12 protein-coding genes are annotated in these 15,733 nt (G+C 68.5%); 7 read left to right on the top strand and 5 right to left on the bottom strand.

Going from position 1 to position 15,733, the window contains the following annotated elements; all coding sequences use genetic code 11:
• The first annotated feature begins 35 nt into the window (after positions 1-35).
• Both AB0M56_RS34505 and AB0M56_RS34500 read left to right on the top strand, forming a co-directional pair.
• Positions 36-584, top strand: coding sequence for a dihydrofolate reductase family protein (locus AB0M56_RS34505; protein WP_364184042.1), 549 nt, complete (start codon positions 36-38; stop codon positions 582-584).
• Between the two features lie 43 nt (positions 585-627).
• Positions 628-1,962: a hypothetical protein gene (locus AB0M56_RS34500; RefSeq protein WP_364184039.1), complete on the top strand. Its 1,335-nt coding sequence runs from the start codon at positions 628-630 to the stop codon at positions 1,960-1,962.
• A 3-nt stretch (positions 1,963-1,965) separates the two neighbouring features.
• On the opposite strand, the gene AB0M56_RS34495 is transcribed toward AB0M56_RS34500, so the two are convergent.
• Both AB0M56_RS34495 and AB0M56_RS34490 read right to left on the bottom strand, forming a co-directional pair.
• Positions 1,966-4,758, bottom strand: a complete 2,793-nt coding sequence (locus AB0M56_RS34495; RefSeq protein WP_364184037.1) for a hypothetical protein — start codon at positions 4,756-4,758, stop codon at positions 1,966-1,968.
• 64 nt (positions 4,759-4,822) lie between these two features.
• Positions 4,823-5,587: a GntR family transcriptional regulator gene (locus tag AB0M56_RS34490; protein WP_364184035.1), complete on the bottom strand. Its 765-nt coding sequence runs from the start codon at positions 5,585-5,587 to the stop codon at positions 4,823-4,825.
• 96 nt (positions 5,588-5,683) lie between these two features.
• On the opposite strand from AB0M56_RS34490, the gene AB0M56_RS34485 reads away from it, so the two are divergent.
• Positions 5,684-6,280, top strand: a complete 597-nt coding sequence (locus AB0M56_RS34485) for a helix-turn-helix transcriptional regulator (protein ID WP_364184032.1) — start codon at positions 5,684-5,686, stop codon at positions 6,278-6,280.
• A 3-nt stretch (positions 6,281-6,283) separates the two neighbouring features.
• On the opposite strand, the gene AB0M56_RS34480 is transcribed toward AB0M56_RS34485, so the two are convergent.
• Together AB0M56_RS34480 and AB0M56_RS34475 are read right to left on the bottom strand one after the other, a co-directional pair.
• On the bottom strand, positions 6,284-8,455 hold the full coding sequence (locus tag AB0M56_RS34480) for a 3-hydroxyacyl-CoA dehydrogenase NAD-binding domain-containing protein (RefSeq protein WP_364184267.1): 2,172 nt from the start codon (positions 8,453-8,455) through the stop codon (positions 6,284-6,286).
• 24 nt (positions 8,456-8,479) lie between these two features.
• Positions 8,480-9,691, bottom strand: coding sequence for an acetyl-CoA C-acetyltransferase (locus AB0M56_RS34475; protein WP_364184029.1), 1,212 nt, complete (start codon positions 9,689-9,691; stop codon positions 8,480-8,482).
• 159 nt (positions 9,692-9,850) lie between these two features.
• Here AB0M56_RS34475 and AB0M56_RS34470 point away from each other — a divergent pair, with 159 nt between their 5' ends.
• Both AB0M56_RS34470 and AB0M56_RS34465 read left to right on the top strand, forming a co-directional pair.
• Complete coding sequence (locus tag AB0M56_RS34470) at positions 9,851-11,014, top strand: TetR/AcrR family transcriptional regulator (protein ID WP_364184026.1); 1,164 nt, start codon at positions 9,851-9,853, stop codon at positions 11,012-11,014.
• A 55-nt stretch (positions 11,015-11,069) separates the two neighbouring features.
• Positions 11,070-12,272, top strand: a complete 1,203-nt coding sequence (locus AB0M56_RS34465; protein WP_364184023.1) for a low temperature requirement protein A — start codon at positions 11,070-11,072, stop codon at positions 12,270-12,272.
• 10 nt (positions 12,273-12,282) lie between these two features.
• On the opposite strand, the gene AB0M56_RS34460 is transcribed toward AB0M56_RS34465, so the two are convergent.
• Positions 12,283-12,804 carry an EF-hand domain-containing protein gene (locus AB0M56_RS34460; protein WP_364184264.1) on the bottom strand — a complete coding sequence of 174 codons (522 nt, stop codon included), beginning with the start codon at positions 12,802-12,804 and terminating at the stop codon, positions 12,283-12,285.
• A 254-nt stretch (positions 12,805-13,058) separates the two neighbouring features.
• Here AB0M56_RS34460 and AB0M56_RS34455 point away from each other — a divergent pair, with 254 nt between their 5' ends.
• Positions 13,059-14,354, top strand: coding sequence for an acyl-CoA dehydrogenase family protein (locus AB0M56_RS34455; RefSeq protein WP_364184261.1), 1,296 nt, complete (start codon positions 13,059-13,061; stop codon positions 14,352-14,354).
• A gap of 12 nt (positions 14,355-14,366) precedes the next feature.
• Positions 14,367-15,569, top strand: a complete 1,203-nt coding sequence (locus AB0M56_RS34450) for an acyl-CoA dehydrogenase family protein (RefSeq protein ID WP_364184020.1) — start codon at positions 14,367-14,369, stop codon at positions 15,567-15,569.
• Positions 15,570-15,733 lie beyond the last annotated feature (164 nt).

Below are 15,733 nucleotides of genomic sequence, written 5' to 3'. Positions count from 1 at the left end.
TCAATACGGGCACACCGAAACGAACGGAGGCCCCCATGGGCAACGTGCGCTGGCACCTCATGATGTCGCTCGACGGCTTCGCCGCCGGCCCCGGCCACTCGATGGACTGGATGTCCGGCATCAAAGTCAGCCCCGCCACCCACCACGAAGCCATCGCCACCCTCGGCGCCGTCCTGGGCGGCCGCCGCGGCTACGACGCCCTCGCACAACGCTTCCCCGGCAAAGCGAGCAAGCAGCCCTACGGCGGCGAGTGGACCGGCCCGGTGTTCGTACTGACCCACCACCCCGAGGACGCGGTCCCCGATGCCGGCATCACCTTCCTCGACTGCGACCTCGCCGAGGCCGTGGAGATCGGGTTGGCCGCCGCGAAGGGCAAGGACCTGGAGATCCACAGCCAGGACATCGCGCGCCAATGCCTGGAGCTCGGCCTGATCGACGAGTTCCGCGTGCACCTGGCGCCCGTCATGCTCGGCGAGGGCGTGCGCCTGTTCGACAGCCCGGGCACGGCGCCCGTCCGCTGGGCCCGCATCCACGACGGCGATCCGGCGCTGGCCGTGGACCTCCGGTACCGCCCGGTGAGGTGAGCCCGCGCATCCGCCTGTTCGATAACGGCTAATCTCGTCCATCGTGTCCGATTGGCTTCGCTACACCCTCATCGCCGTTGTTGTTCTCGCGGGTGTGGCGGTCCTCGCGCGCCGCCGTTCGGTACGGACCGCGCTGGTGGATTTCGCCGAGTTCCTCGTGCCGTCCCTGAGCCGACGACGTGGCCGGATCGCGCTGTCCGTGATCGTATGGTTGATCATCGGGCTCGCGGTCGCCGCGGTGACTTTCGGCGGTCTTCTCTGGTTTCTCGGCTGGCCGCGGTTGCCGAGCACGGCCGCGTTCGGCGTCGACCAGTTCCTCGACCTCACGAAGATCGCCCTGTCCGTGGTCGCGGGGTTCGGCGGCGTGGTGCTGCTCGCGGTCAACTACCGCAAGCAGCGGGTGGCCGAGGACGAGCACCAGCTCGCCGTCGAGAAGGACGAACGGGAGACCGTCCAGAGGTTCAACGAACGCCTCGGCAAAGCCGCCGAGCAATTGGCCCACGAAAGCCCCGCGGTGCGCCTGACCGCCGTCTACTCTCTCGCCGGCCTGGCCGACGACTGGATCGACAAGCGTCAGGTGTGCGTGGACGTCCTGTGCGGGTACCTCCGCCTGGCACCGGACGACGTCTCCGCCGACGAAGCCGAGGTACAGCAAGCAATCCTCCGGACGTTCCGAGAGCGGCTGAGCTACCGCGGCACCTGGCGGCGAGACGAGCTCACCTTCGACTTCACCGGGGTCAGGTTCCACAACGCCGACTTCGCTAATCTGGAGTTCGCCGGCTCGGCGGTGTTCGACGGGGCGAAGTTCGCGGGCGAGCTCACCACGTTCAAACGAACCAGCTTCGCCGGCAAGCTCAGCTGCCACGGCACCTCGTTCGAATCGGACCGATCGACCTTCGAGTTCGCCCGGTTCCACGGAGGCGCCGAGTTCGTCGGCGCTGAATTCTTGGGCCAGGATCTGGACTGTTCCTACTGGAGCGTCGGCCGCCGCCCCATCGACTTCTACCGCTGCCGGTTCCTGGGCAAACTGGTGGACTTTTCCGGGATGCAGCTCCACCCGGGCGACGTTCGGTTCGAGAAGATCGAATTCACCGATGCCCACCTGGACTTCAACTCCATCACCGACCCCTGGTCCGAAAAGGATCGCAGACCGCGGCTCGTCTTCGAAGACGTGCAGTTCACGCGGTGCCGCTGGGAGATGACTCCGTACAGCGCTCACGAGCGGATGATCTGGCTGATCGACTGCGCGCTCGACACAGTTGACCTGGTGATCCGTGACCACGGGCTCACCACACCACGATTGAACGTCCACAACGTCGAGCTCCGCGGCGCCACCATGTTGCCCGAAGCCTGCGTTCGCCGCTGGCCTTCCGAGTAGCGCTCACGAATCCGCCGGACACCACGCGTCCGACGTCCGCCCCGCCGCCATACCGCAGAAGCCCTGCAACCCCCGCACCACCTCGCCACCCTCGACCCGCAGGACCGAGACGGGCTTGGCTTCCGGGACGTGCCGGCCGATGTCGCCGCCGTAGTCGATGGTGCCGGTGACGCCTTCGATGTACTTGTTGGTCTGGTGATCGTCCGGGCGGGAGGTGTGGATGGCGGTGATCTCGCGCCACACCGCGCCCGGCGTCACAGGGATGTCTGCGGACGTCTCGCGCAAATACGCCGTCGCCGTGATCATCACCAGCGCGGCGTCGTAGGACAGGGCGGCGTGGCCGTCGAACGAGCGGCCGCGTTCTGTTTGCTCGAACGGGAACAGCGTGCGGTCCAGCGTGGTGTAGAAGTCGCGCGCCAGGCCTTGCGGGTCGGTTGCCGGTTCGCTGGCGAAGGACAGGTAGTAGTACGGCAGCGCGCGGTTCTGCTCGCGCGCCACCTGGTCGGCGACGTAGCGGGACACGTCGTCGTCGCCGAGGATCGTGGCGGTGCTGCCGCACTGGGCGGCGCCGGTGGCGAAGTCGCCGAAGTCCGGGACGCCGCGGCCGGCGAAGAGGACGAAACCGTTGTAGGAGCACGTGTCCCGGCCGGCCGCGGCGGCGTTGCCGACGAGGCGTTCGCCGTAGCGGTCATGCGAAGAAGGCGCCTGCTGCCCGCCGTCCGGGGAGAAAGCCCGGGCCTCGACCGAAAACCCCTTGTCCGCGAAGGACTTCATGACGTCGTCGCGCAGATTGGTGCTGTAGGTGTCGGAATCGTCGTCCGAGTAGTACACGCGCAACACCCGCGGGCCCGGACGGGTGGCAGCGAAGGCAGCGGCCACCGCCGCCTCGCGACGGTTCTGTGGCGCCACCTGGAAGTACACCGGGTTCTGGTCGGCGAGCCCGTCGGCCGACAGCGTCGAAGCCACCACTGGCAGCCCGGCGTCGCCGAGGGCGCGGATGGTCTGCTGCGTCGGCAGGCTGCTCATGTCCAGCCCCACGACGCCGACGATGCTGCGGTCCTGCTCGGCCATCCGGCTCAGCTGCCGCGCGACGGCCACGCCCTGCCGCATTCCGAGCCCGCCGTTCGCCACGAGCACGCGCACGATCGGGTCGGCCGTCGCCGTCGCGGTGAGCTGCCGAAGCTGCGCGACCGCGACGCCTTCCAGCGACTCGCGTTCCGCCGTGAGACCTTCGGGCGTGCCGTTGGACGAGGTCAGCGCTTCGAGGTCGACGAGCGTGATGTACGGCCGTTCCGGGTGCGCGCCGTGCAGCTCGGCCGCGCGCCGGTTCTGGTCCGTGATCACGGAAAGCACCTGGCGGATGGTGTCGTCGGCGGGCTGGTACACCGAGAACGAGCCGTCGGAGATCCCCACGCACTCGGTGCCCGTCCACGTGAGCCACTCGCTCGACGTGCCGCAGTGGCTGGTCCGGAAATCCTCGTACCGCACGGCGACGAAACTCGCGACCAGCGCGACGATCACCAGCGGCACCCCCAGCCGCATCCACCGCGTCGCCCACCAAGGCGGACTCGACTGCCTACGGCGCAGCACATACGTGTCCCCCAGCGACTGCAAGTGCTTGCGCGCCCGGCTCCGCTGCTCGGGCGTGCCGGGGTCGAGGCCGATCGGCAGGTACCACGCGGCGGCGTCGCGGGCGCGGCGGTCGCGCAGCAGCTCGTGCTGCCACGAGCGGTACGCGTCGCCCGCGTCCGCCGCGGTCCACCGTGGACGGTCCGGGTTCGGCCGGTCCTCCGGCGGAGGAGCGTCGCTCGTGCTGACGACCAGCAACGGGTCGAAGAGGCCCGTCTGGTTGCGCACGTCGTTGATGAGCTCCAGCAGCCGGTAGCCGCCGTTGGTGGTGGTGACGTGGTCGAGCAGCAGTACCGGGTACGTCATCCGCCGGCGCCGGAAGAACGGCCGCCGGTAGCCGCGGCGCAGGTCCTCGAGGAACGCGTTGACCAGCAGCCGCGCGACGAACTCCGGCGACTCCTGCTGCCACTCGCCGTCGGTGAGGCGCACCGCGAAGCGCACGAAGCTACCCGACATCTCCGGCGCGAGGTGCGGCTGGCGCAGGAACCAGCGGTACCGCCCGGAAAGCAGCGGCACGCGGCCGGTGACGGCGAGCCGGAACGTCGCCATCGTCAGCAACCGCAGCACCAGCAACTGGTACTTCCACGCGTCGTTGGAGGGCACCAGCTCCTTGCCGACGTTCTCGATCGCCGAGCGGAACCGCACCAGCAAGCCGTTGTCCTGCAGCTTGCGCAGCAACGTCCGCTCCGGCGGATCCGACGCGGGCAGCTTCTCGGCCATCAGCTGCACGACGAGCGTGAACAGCCCGAACCTCAGGCCGGAACCCCGCGAACGCGGGCTGCGCAGCAACTCGGTGCGCGCTTCCCACAGGATGTCGCGGATCGCGTGGACGCTCGCCGCGGTCGCGGGGCCTTCGGTGTCTTTACGCTGGTCAAGCGGGAGGTACGCGTACCGCACGCCGCCGCTGGGCCGCGCCGTGCCCAGCCGCCGCTTGAACTCTTCGAGCACACCCTCGGCCGGACCCACCAGGCAGACCATCGGCAAACCCTTGCGGCCCGCACGTTCCTGCTGGTAGCCGGGCTCCCACTCGACGTTGGCCGAGTGCAACGACCGCGGCAGATCCCCCATCCGCGGCCGTTGGTACAGCGCGCCGACGAGCTTCACCAGCTTGTCGGACCCCGCGAACGCCAGCGGGTCGCGCTCCTCGATGGGCGTCGTCGTGGTCATGAACCATTTTCGCATCCACCACCGACAGGACTCCCGGCATTTCTGCCGCCAACCGAGCGAATCCTCAGTCGGCGGGCCACTCGTACGACAGCTCGTACCGATCGGCGGCGAGAACCATGTCGTTCATTTCGAGTGGTGTCCCGTCGGTTCCGTAGGCCACCCGGGTGACGGTGATGACGGGAACACCGTCGGCGAGCTGCAACAACGAGGTTTCGCCCGGCGAAGGCATGCGCGCTCCGACCTGCTCGGTGAACGAGCGGAGGAGATGTCCGGCTTCCTCCAAACGCGCATACGTCCCGCCGGGCCCGGTGTCGGGTTTCTCGATCACGGTGCCACGGGTGAGCCCGCGAGGCAGCCTTGACACCGCAAGCTGGACCACCAGATCATCCGCGCGCATCACGCGGTCCCGCACAGTCACTTCGGCACCCTCGGAGATCGCAAGCCTCGCCGCGACCCGAGAATCCGCGCGCTCGAACCTGACCTCGACCGACGCGGAAGGAGTGAGACCGCGAGCCGTGGCATCAGCTCGAAACGCCGCACGATCGCCTTCCCGGGCAGCACGGGAAAGCCGAGTGGTCGCGACTCGCTCCTGCACCAACGCCGGCGGGCGGACGAACACTCCGCGCCCATGCTCCGAGGTCACCAGACCTTCCGAGCGCAGCATGTTCACCGCTTCCCGAACGGTCGGCCGCGACACACCGTAGGTGTCGACCAACTCGCGCTCGCTGGGCAACTGCTCACCCGGCGCGTATTCACCTGCCGCGATCTTGTCGCGAAGATCCCCCGCAACCTGCCGAAACGCAGGTATGCCGCTTCTGCGATCCACCATGCGCACATCCTGCCACTCATCAACTTGTCTTGACCAGTTGCCCCACGGTGTGTCACCGTATGGCAACTCGTCAGGACAAGTCACTGGGCGGTGGTCATGGATTCGTTGACGGAACAGATCGAGGTCGCACGGGCGCGGCTCGAGGAAGTCCGCTACTCCCGCGGCTGGACACTCTCGAACATCCAAGAGATGACCGGCCTCCCCAGCCGCGTCACCGCCGCGCGATGGTGGTTCCGCGCCCCGCACTCGAAGAGCGCCCAGCGGTTCGCCGAGTACGCCCATGAACTCGGCTGCGCCATCCGCCTGCTCGTCATCGAGGACGACCCCGCCGAACGTCCCCTGCCCTGGCGCGAACGCATGCCGCACACCGACTTCACGACCCCGGACCCCGATGCCGACGCGATGGCCGAACCCCGGCGCCTGCAAGAGAAACTCCGCCGCGCCCGCATGGCCGCCGGCCGCTCGCGCACCGACCTCGCCGAGGCCCTCGGCACCAGCCCCATCCACATCTGGACCTTGGAGTACAGCCCGACCGCGCACGACTTGGCGCTGTGCGAGTTCCTGATGTACGCCCGTTTCCTCGGCTACACCATCCGGCTGGACCTGGTGCCCGACAACGACTCCGTAGCCGACAACGAAAGAGGCTCTTCCCCGGACGGATCCGGAAAAGAGCCCCTCTCGATCAGCGCTTAGAGCCTATTCGTAGATCTCACCCTTGGCGGCCTTCGCCACCAGCGACTCCGGCGGCAGGAAGTGGTCGCCGTACCGCGCAGCCAGCTCGCGGGACCGGTCGACAAAGCCCTGCAACCCACCGGCGTACTGGTTGATGTACTGGATCACGCCACCGGTCCACGCGGGGAAGCCGATGCCGAAGATCGAGCCGATGTTGGCGTCGGCCACCGTGGTCAGCACGCCCTCGTCGAAGCACTTCACCGTTTCGAGCGCCTCGGCGAAGAGCATGCGCTCCTTGAGGTCCTCGAAGGGGACGTCGCCGGTGCCGGACTTGAAGGCGTCGCGCAGGCCGGGCCAGAGGCCGGTGCGCTTGCCGTTCTCGTCGTACTCGTAGAAGCCGGCGCCGGTGGAGCGGCCCTTGCGGTCGTACTCGTCGAGCATGCGGTCGATCACGGCTTCGGACGCGTGCGGCGTCCAGGTACCGCCGGCGGCCTCGACCGCGGCCTTCGTCTCGACGCGGATCTTGCGCGGCAGCGTGAGCGTGAGCTCGTCCATCAGCTGCAGCGGCGTCGCCGGGTAGCCGGCCTGCGCACCCGCCTGCTCGATCGACGCCGGCTCGACACCCTCGCCCAGCGCGGCGACGGCCTCGTTGATGAACGTGCCGATCACGCGCGAGGTGAAGAAGCCGCGGCTGTCGTTGACGACGATCGGGGTCTTCTTGATCTGCAGGGTGTAGTCGAAGACCTTCGCGAGCGTCGCGGGCGAGGTCTTCTCACCGCAGATGATCTCGACCAGCGGCATCTTGTCCACCGGCGAGAAGAAGTGGATCCCGATGAAGTCCTCGGTCCGCTTCACGCCCTCGGCGAGGGTGGTGATCGGCAGGGTCGAGGTGTTGGAACCCAGCACGGCGTCGGAGTTGACGATGCTCTCGATCTCGCCGAACACCTTGTGCTTGAGCTCGACGCTCTCGAACACGGCCTCGATCACGAAGTCGACGCCCTCGAAATCGGCCGCGTCGCCAGTCGCCTTGATGCGGCCGAGCAGCTCGTCGGACTTCTCCTGCGTGGTCTTGCCCCGAGAGAGGGCCTTCTCCTCGAGCTTGACCGCGTAGCCCTTGCCCTTGTCGGCGGCTTCCTGCGAGACGTCCTTGAGCACGACGTCGATGCCGGCCTTCGCCGACACATAAGCGATCGCAGCGCCCATCATTCCGGCGCCGAGGACACCCACCTTGCGAGCGGTGTACTTCTCGAAACCGTCGGGACGCGAGCCACCCGAGTTGATCGACTGCAGGTCGAAGAAGAACGCCTTCGTCATGTTCTTCGAGACCTGCCCGGTGGCCAGGCTTACGAAGTAACGCGTCTCGACCTTGATCGCGGTGTCGAAGTCGACCTGCGCACCCTCGATGGCCGCGGCCAGGATCGCGCGCGGCGCGGGCATCGGCGCGCCCTTGAGCTGCTTGCGCAGGTTCGCCGGGAACGCGGGCAGGTTCGCCGCGAAGCTCGGGTTCGACGGGGTGCCGCCCGGGATCTTGTAACCCTTGACGTCCCACGGCTGCACGCCGCCTTCGGGGTTGGCCTTGATCCACGCCTTGGCGGCGGGCACCAGCTCCTCGACGGTGTCCACGACCTCGTGGACCAGACCCAGCTCCAGCGCCTTGCGCGGCTTGTGGCGCGTGCCCTGCAGCAGCACGTTCAGCAGCGCGCTCTGGATGCCGAGCAGCCGCACGGTGCGCACGACGCCGCCACCGCCGGGCAGCAGGCCCAGCGTGACCTCGGGCAGGCCGATCTGGCTGCCCTTCGCGTCGGCCGCGATGCGGTGGTGCGTCGCCAGCGCGATTTCGAGGCCACCGCCCAAAGCGGCGCCGTTGATCGCCGCGACGACCGGCTTGCCCAGCTGCTCGATGCGGCGCATCTGGCTCTTCATCAGCGTGCTGGACGCGGTGAATGCCTCGGCCTGCTCCGGCTTGGCCTGGATCAGGTCACGCAGGTCGCCACCGGCGAAGAACGTCTTCTTGGCCGACGTGATCACGACACCGGTGATGTCGTCCTTCTCCGCCTCGAGCCGGTCGACAGTTACGCCGAGCGACTCGCGGAACGCGGAGTTCATGGTGTTGGCCGACTGGTTGGGGTCGTCCAGCGTCAGCGTGACGATGCCGTCCGCGTCCTTCTCCCAGCGGATGGTCTTGCTTTCAGCCAGCTTTTGATCAGACACAGTGGTCCCTCACACCCGCTCGATGATGGTCGCGACGCCCATGCCGCCGCCGATGCACAGGGTCACCAGGGCGCGGCGCGCCTGGCGGCGTTCCAGCTCGTCGACCACGGTGCCGACCAGCATCGCGCCGGTGGCGCCGAGCGGGTGGCCCATGGCGATCGCGCCGCCGTTGACGTTCACCTTCTCGTCCGGCAGGTGCAGGTCCTTCTGCCACTTGAGCACGACGGACGCGAACGCCTCGTTGAGCTCCCACAGGTCGATGTCGTCCGGGGTCAGGCCCGCGGTCTTCAGCACCTTCTGCGTGGCCGGCGTAGGGCCGGTGAGCATGATCGTGGGCTCCGATCCGATGGCGGCGGTGGCGACGATGCGCGCCTTCGGCGTGAGGCCGAAGGTCTTGCCGACCTGCTCGCTGCCGACGAGCACGATGGCCGCGCCGTCGACGATGCCCGAGGAGTTGCCGCCCGTGTGGACGTGGTCGATCTTCTCGATCTGGTGGTACTTCTGCAGCGCGACGGCGTCGAAGCCGCCCATGTCGCCGATCGTGGTGAACGCCGGCTTGAGCTTCGCCAGGCCCTCCACGGTGCTGCCGGGGCGGCGGTGCTCGTCGTGGTCGAGGATCGTCACGCCGTTGATGTCCTTCACCGGCACCACGGACTTCGCGAAGTAGCCGCCGGACCAGGCCGCCTCGGCCTTCTCCTGCGACCAGGCCGCGAACCGGTCGACGTCCTCGCGGCTGAAGCCCTCCATCGTCGCGATCAGGTCGGCGCCGATGCCCTGCGGCACGATGTACTCGTCGTAGGCCGTGGTCGGGTCCATGAACAGCGCGCCGCCGTCGGAACCCATCGGCACGCGGGACATGGACTCCACGCCGCCGGCGATGATCAGCTGGTCCCAGCCCGAGCGCACCTTCTGGGCCGCCATGTTGGTGGCTTCCAGGCCCGACGCGCAGAACCGGTTGAGCTGCACACCCGCGACGGTCTCGGGCAGGCCGGCCACGAGGGCGGCGGTGCGCGCGATGTCGGCGCCCTGCTCACCCACCGGGGACACGACGCCGAGGATGACGTCGTCGATCACCTGCGGGTCGAGGTTCGGGTGGCGGACCTTGAGCTCTTCGATCAGCCCGACCACCAGGTCGAGCGGCTTGGTGCCGTGGAGGGCACCGCCCTTGTTCTTACCTCGAGGCGTGCGCATCGCCTCGTAGATGTAGGCCTCGCTACTCACTGAACACTCCTCCGCGCAGCGGCGTGGTTGGACACTTCGGTGTATCTCACGGCCGAGCATACCGAGCCATGGGTGCTAATGCCCATTAACATATGCCTGGCGAACCCGATGGTGTCAATGGGTTGCCCGTGTTCCGATTAGCGCTATCGTCGGTTCACCATGAGTACTCCAGCCCGCGGGTCGCGCCCCCGCGACCGCAAGGCCCAGCTCGCCGCGGTCGCCGCGGGGCTGTTCCGCGCGCGCGGCTTCCACGGCGTCGGTATCAACGACATCGCGGCCGCGGCGGGCGTCACCGGGCCGGCCCTCTACCGGCACTTCGCGGACAAGCAGGCGATCCTGGCCTACGTCGTGCTGGCCGGGATCGACGACATGGAGGCGGTCACCGCGTCGGCGTTGTCGGGTGGGCCTGACCAGCTGGAAGTGCTGCTGACGGGGCTGGCCACGCAGGCTGTCGAACGGCGCGAGATCGCTGCTTTGTGGCGCTGGGAAGGCCCTCATCTGCCACACGACGAGCGGCGGGAGATCCGGCGGCGGTCGGGTGCGGTGCTCGACGCGTGGACGAAGGCGCTGCTGGAAGTCCGCCCTTCGCTGGCTCTCGACGACGCCGAGTTTCTCTGCTGGGGCGCGCTGTCGGTGTTCGGCAGCGTGGCTGTGCACCACACCACGGTGGCCCGTCGCCGATTCGTTCCGCTGCTCGTCGAGCTGGCCACGGCTGTGTTGAACAGCACAATCCCTTCGGCAGGCGTCGTGGAGCCGGTTCGGGACGGTCTCGGCACGCCTTCCCGCCGCGAACAGGTGCTGGCGGCCGCGACTTCACTGTTCGCCGAACGCGGCTTCCACGCGGTGAGCATGGAGGACATCGGTGCAGCGGCCGGGATCGCCGGACCCAGCGTCTACCGGCACTTCCCCAGCAAAGCGGCCCTGATGGTCGCCATCGGACACCGAGCGGCGGACCGGCTCGCCCTGGCCGCCGAGCAGGCCATGCGCGCCCCCGACGAACGCACGGCACTGCGCCGCCTGGCGGCTTCGTACGTCCACACGCTCCTGCACACGCCCGAGCTACTGGTCTCCTTCACGGCCGACCGCGTCACCATGCCGGACCGCGACAAGGCCGATCTGCTGCGCGTGCAGCGGGACTACGTGGACTCCTGGGTGACACTGCTGTCGACGATCTCGCCCACCCTGCCCGCCCGCGAGGCGAAAATCCGGGTGCACGCGGCGCTGACGATCGCCAACGACCTCACGCGAACCCGGCGGGTGAGCGGGCGGCCGCGATTCGAGGCTGAGTTGACGGCATTGCTGCACGCGGTGCTGGAGTACTGAAGAAGCTCTCGGCGAAATCGCTCCCCCTCACCGCATCCGCGTGCGAGCATGCCGAGTGCCCACCGGACGAAGACTGCATCTGGTCACGGCGGACGAAGGACATCGGGTGTCGACGCTCGAACTGTTCTTCGACCTCGTGTTCGTGTACGCGATCACGCAGACGACCCAGCTGATGGCCGACCACCTGAGCCCTCTCGGCGTTGCCGAGGGGCTGTTGGTGCTGGCGGTGCTGTGGTGGTGCTGGTGCTGCTATGCCTGGCTCGGCACGACGATCCACGTGGACCACGGCATCGCGCGGCTCGCGATGTTCGGGGCGATGGGCGTGATGTTCCTGCTTTCGCTCACGGTGCCGGAGGCGTTCACGGATCGGCCGGGTGGGCTGGACGGGCCGTTGCTGTTCGTCGGGTGTTACGCGATCGTGCGAGTGCTGCACGAGGTCGCGTACCTGGGTGCGGCGCGGCACGACCCGGAGTTGCAGCGCGTGCTGCTGCGGATGTTGCGCGGGCTGGTGCCGAGCATCGGGTTGCTGGTGCTGGCGGCGTTCCTCGCCGGGCCGTGGCAGCTGGTGCTGTGGGTGGTCGCGCTGACCGTGGACTACGTGAACGTCTACTTTTCTGGCCCCGCCGGCTGGCGGCTCAACTCGCCGGCGCATTTCGCGGAGCGGTTCGGGCTGATCGTGATCATCGCGCTCGGCGAATCGATCGTGGCGATCGGGATCGGCATCGGGCCGGTGCCCATGACGTGGCTGATCGCCGGCTGCGCGCTGTGCGGGGTCGCACTCGCCGCGGGCATGTGGTGGACCTATTTCGACGTGGTCGCGCGCGTCGCCGAGCACCGGCTCGCGGGCGCGAAGGGCGTGGAGCGCACGAAGCTCGCGACGGACTCGTACACGTTCCTGCACTTGCCGCTGATCGCGGGGATCGTGCTCGTGGCGCTGGGCCTGAAGAAGGCATTCCTCTACCTGTCCGACACCGCGCACCACGTACCCGGCGAGGCGCTGCACGGCGTGCCCATCTGGGCGCTCACCGGTGGGCTCGCGTTGTACCTCGTGGCGCTGAGTGCGTTGCGGCGGCGGAACGTCGGCAGCTGGAACGTCCAGCGCCTCGTACTCGCCGCCGTGTTGCTCGGGGTCACGCCGCTGCTGGAGCACGTCCCCGCGGCGGTGGCTGTGGTCGCGGCCGCCGTGGCGGTGCTGGGGCTGGTCGCGTTCGAGCGGATGGCCTGGGTGCGGCGGCAGGTCCCCCTGCCGCCGCGTTGACCAGTGAGCCTCAGCCCACCAGGTAGTTGCCAGCGACGTCGGGTTTGGTCGGGTGGTAGTAGTCCACGATGCCGTCCGACCAGACGGACACCGCAATTCGATCTTCGGCGTCCGGGCCGAATACGTCGAACAAGGCGTCGATGTTGGCCGGGCTGAACCCGATGGCGAGCATCAAAGCGGTGAAAAGCGGACGTTCGATCAGGCCGTCGCCGTCGGGGTCGCCGAGGGCGGACAACGCGTGGGCGAAGTCGGTGACGGTGTCGTCGAACTTTTCGGGAGACAGGACGCACGCGGTGAACTCGTCGTAGCTCACCTTGCCGTCGCGGTTGGCGTCGAGCTCGCGCTCGACGGTGGTCCACCACTTGGCGAAGGAGGCTCTCAGCGCCACCTTCGCTTCGGGACCCGAGCCGTCGGCCACCTGCTCGACGCGGTCGGACATCGCCGTGAAGTCACTCTCCTCCAAGAATCCGCTGTGATCGACATCGAACAATTCGAAAACGACCTTTACCCGATCTTCGGCAGTGACGGTCATGACTCCCCATATGATTCCGGCGGAAATTCCACACCGAAGTGTGCCGAGACCCAGGTAATCATGAAACTGTTTCCACACTAACGAGTGCAATTGCCGTCACCCGGCGAATTCACCGGAGAAGCGCAGCAGTTCGGCCGTTCGAACCGGGGCCGGTGACGCGCTGCCACGCAAGGTCGGCCGGCACGTGCTAACCTACTCGCGAGTAGGTAACCCGAGGGGGAGGCCACATGGCTGCGGCGAGGAAACGAGACGCGATGGGCTTCGGCCTGGCCGCGCTCACCCGGCTGGCCGGGAGCAGCGTGATCGACAGGGCCGGGCTGCGCGGGCCCGTGCAGAACCTGGTCAAAGCGGGCACCCGCAACGGTTTCCGCGCGGCGGGGGCGGCCACGCGGTCGTTCAAGTCGGTGCGGCGGCTCGGCAAACCCGCGCGGCTGGCCCCCGCGCAGGACACCGGGCTGTTCGACCTCACGCCCAGCGAAGACCAGCAGCTCATCGCGGAGACGGTGACCGAGTTCGCCGCCGAGCAGCTGCGGCCCGCCGCCGCGGACGCCGACGCCAAGCTCGCGGCGCCCGAAGGCCTGCTCACGCGTGCGGCCGAGCTCGGCATCAGCCTCGTCGGCATCCCCGAGGAGCTGGGCGGGGCGGGCACCGAGCGTTCCGTCGTCACCAACGCGCTCGTCGCCGAGGCCCTCGCGCACGGCGACATGGGCCTGGCCGTGTCCGTGCTCGCGCCGTCCGCGGTGAGCACGGCGCTCGTGGCCTGGGGCGACGAGCAGCAGCAGGCCGACTACGTGCCCGCGTTCGCCGGCGCCCAGGTGCCCGCGGCGGCACTGGCCCTGCTGGAGCGCACGCCGCTGTTCGACCCGTTCAAGCCCGCCACGAAGGCCAAACGCACGCCGAAGGGCTACCAGCTCGACGGCGTGAAGTCGCTGGTCCCGCGTGCGGCGGAGGCAGAGTTGTTCCTCGTCTCGGCCGATCTCGAAGGCCGCGGCCCGGCGCTGTTCCTCGTGGAATCGTCGTCGGCGGGGGTCACCGTGGAGGCCGAGCCGGCGATGGGCCTGCGTGGCGCCGCGACCGGCAAGCTGCACCTGGAGAAGGTCGCGCTGCCGGCTGGCGCGTTGCTTGGCGGCGGGAAGCCCGACGTGTTCACCGAGGTCGTGCGCCTCTCGCGGCTGGGCTGGGCGGCGCTCGCCGCCGGGACGGCGAAGGCCGTGCTCGACTACGTGGTGCCGTACGTGAACGAGCGCACCGCGTTCGGCGAGCCGATCAGCCACCGGCAGGCGGTGGCGTTCTCCGTCGCCGACATCGCCATCGAGCTCGAGGGCCTGCGCCTGGTCACGCTGCGCGCGGCGGCGCGGGCCGAGCAGGGCAAGGACTACGCGCGGGAGGCCGCGCTGGCGCGCAAGCTGGCCGTGGACAAGGGCATGCGCATCGGCAACGCGGGCGTGCAGCTGCTGGGCGGACACGGCTTCGTGAAGGAGCACCCCGTGGAGCGCTGGTACCGGGACTTGCGAGCGATCGGCGTGATGGAAGGCGCCGTCCTCCTCTAGAAAGGCTTTTCGATGATCAACCTCGAAGTTCCGAAGAAGGCCGGCACGCTGATCAACCAGGCGTACCAGGCCGCGGCCCAAGTGTTCCGGCCGATCTCGCGCAAGTACGACCGCGCCGAACACACCTACCCAGCCGAGCTCGACATGTTCGCGGCCCTGCTCGACGGCCTCAACTCCTCCGGCGAGGGCGGCGCCGGCGCGGCGGGCGTGCGCCGCTCTCGTGACTCGGCGGGCGACGGAAACCGCAACGGCGCCAACCTCAACGTCGTCCTCGGCACGATCGAGATGTGCTGGGGTGACGTCGGCCTGCTGCTGTCCATGCCACGCCAGGGCCTGGGCAACGCGGCCATCAGCTCCGTCGCGACGGACGAGCAGCTCGCCCGGTTTTCCGGCCTGTGGGCCGCCATGGCCATCACCGAGCCCGACTGCGGCTCCGACTCCGCCGCCATCACCACCTCCGCCGTCCTCGACGGCGACGACTACGTGCTCAACGGCGAGAAAATCTTCGTGACGTCGGGCCAGCGCGCGGACGCCGTGGTGGTTTGGGCCACTTTGGACCGTACGAAGGGCCGCGCGGCGATCAAGTCCTTTGTGGTCGAGAAGGGCACGCCGGGCTTCGAAGTCGTTCGCGTGGAACACAAGCTGGGCATCCGCGCGTCCGACACGGCCGTGCTGCGCTTCGAAAACTGCCGCGTCCCGCGCGAGAACCTGCTGGGCACGCCGGACATCGACACCGCCAAGGGCTTCGCGGGCGTCATGCAGACGTTCGACAACACCCGGCCGCTGGTCGCAGCCATGGCAGTGGGCGTCGCCCGCGCCGCCCTGGAGGAGACCCGCCGAATCCTGTCGTCCGCGGGCGTCACGATCGACTACGACCGCCCCCCGCAGCACCCGGCCGCCGCCACCTGGCTCGAACTGGAGGCCGACTTCGAGTCCGCGTACCTCCTGACACTGGAATCGGCGTGGATGGCGGACAACCGCAAGCCCAACTCCCTGCAGGCCTCCATGGCGAAGGCCAAGGCCGGCCGGACCGTGGTGGACGTGACCCTGAAGTGCGTCGAGCTGGCCGGCGTGTACGGGTACACGGAGGAATCGCTGCTGGAGAAGTGGGCTCGGGACGCAAAAATCCTCGACATCTTCGAGGGGACGCAGCAGATCCAGCAGCTGATCGTGGCTCGGCGGGTGTTGGGGAAGACGTCGGCGCAGTTGAAGTAGGTTGGGGCGTAACGAAACACCGCCCGGTCGCAACGGAACTGCGACTGGGCGGTGTTCGTCTCCGCCCAATGGCGGTTTCATGCCGGCAATGCCACCCGTTGCAGCGCTCGCATGCACCTGCCCCGACCGAAACTCTATTCGGAAATTCTTCTGACCGAATAGTC

Origin of the sequence: Amycolatopsis sp. NPDC051372 (assembly GCF_040682095.1) — a bacterium.
GTDB lineage: Bacteria > Actinomycetota > Actinomycetes > Mycobacteriales > Pseudonocardiaceae > Amycolatopsis.
Note: the sequence above shows the minus strand (reverse complement) of the source record. Positions and strands in the feature narration are given on the sequence as shown.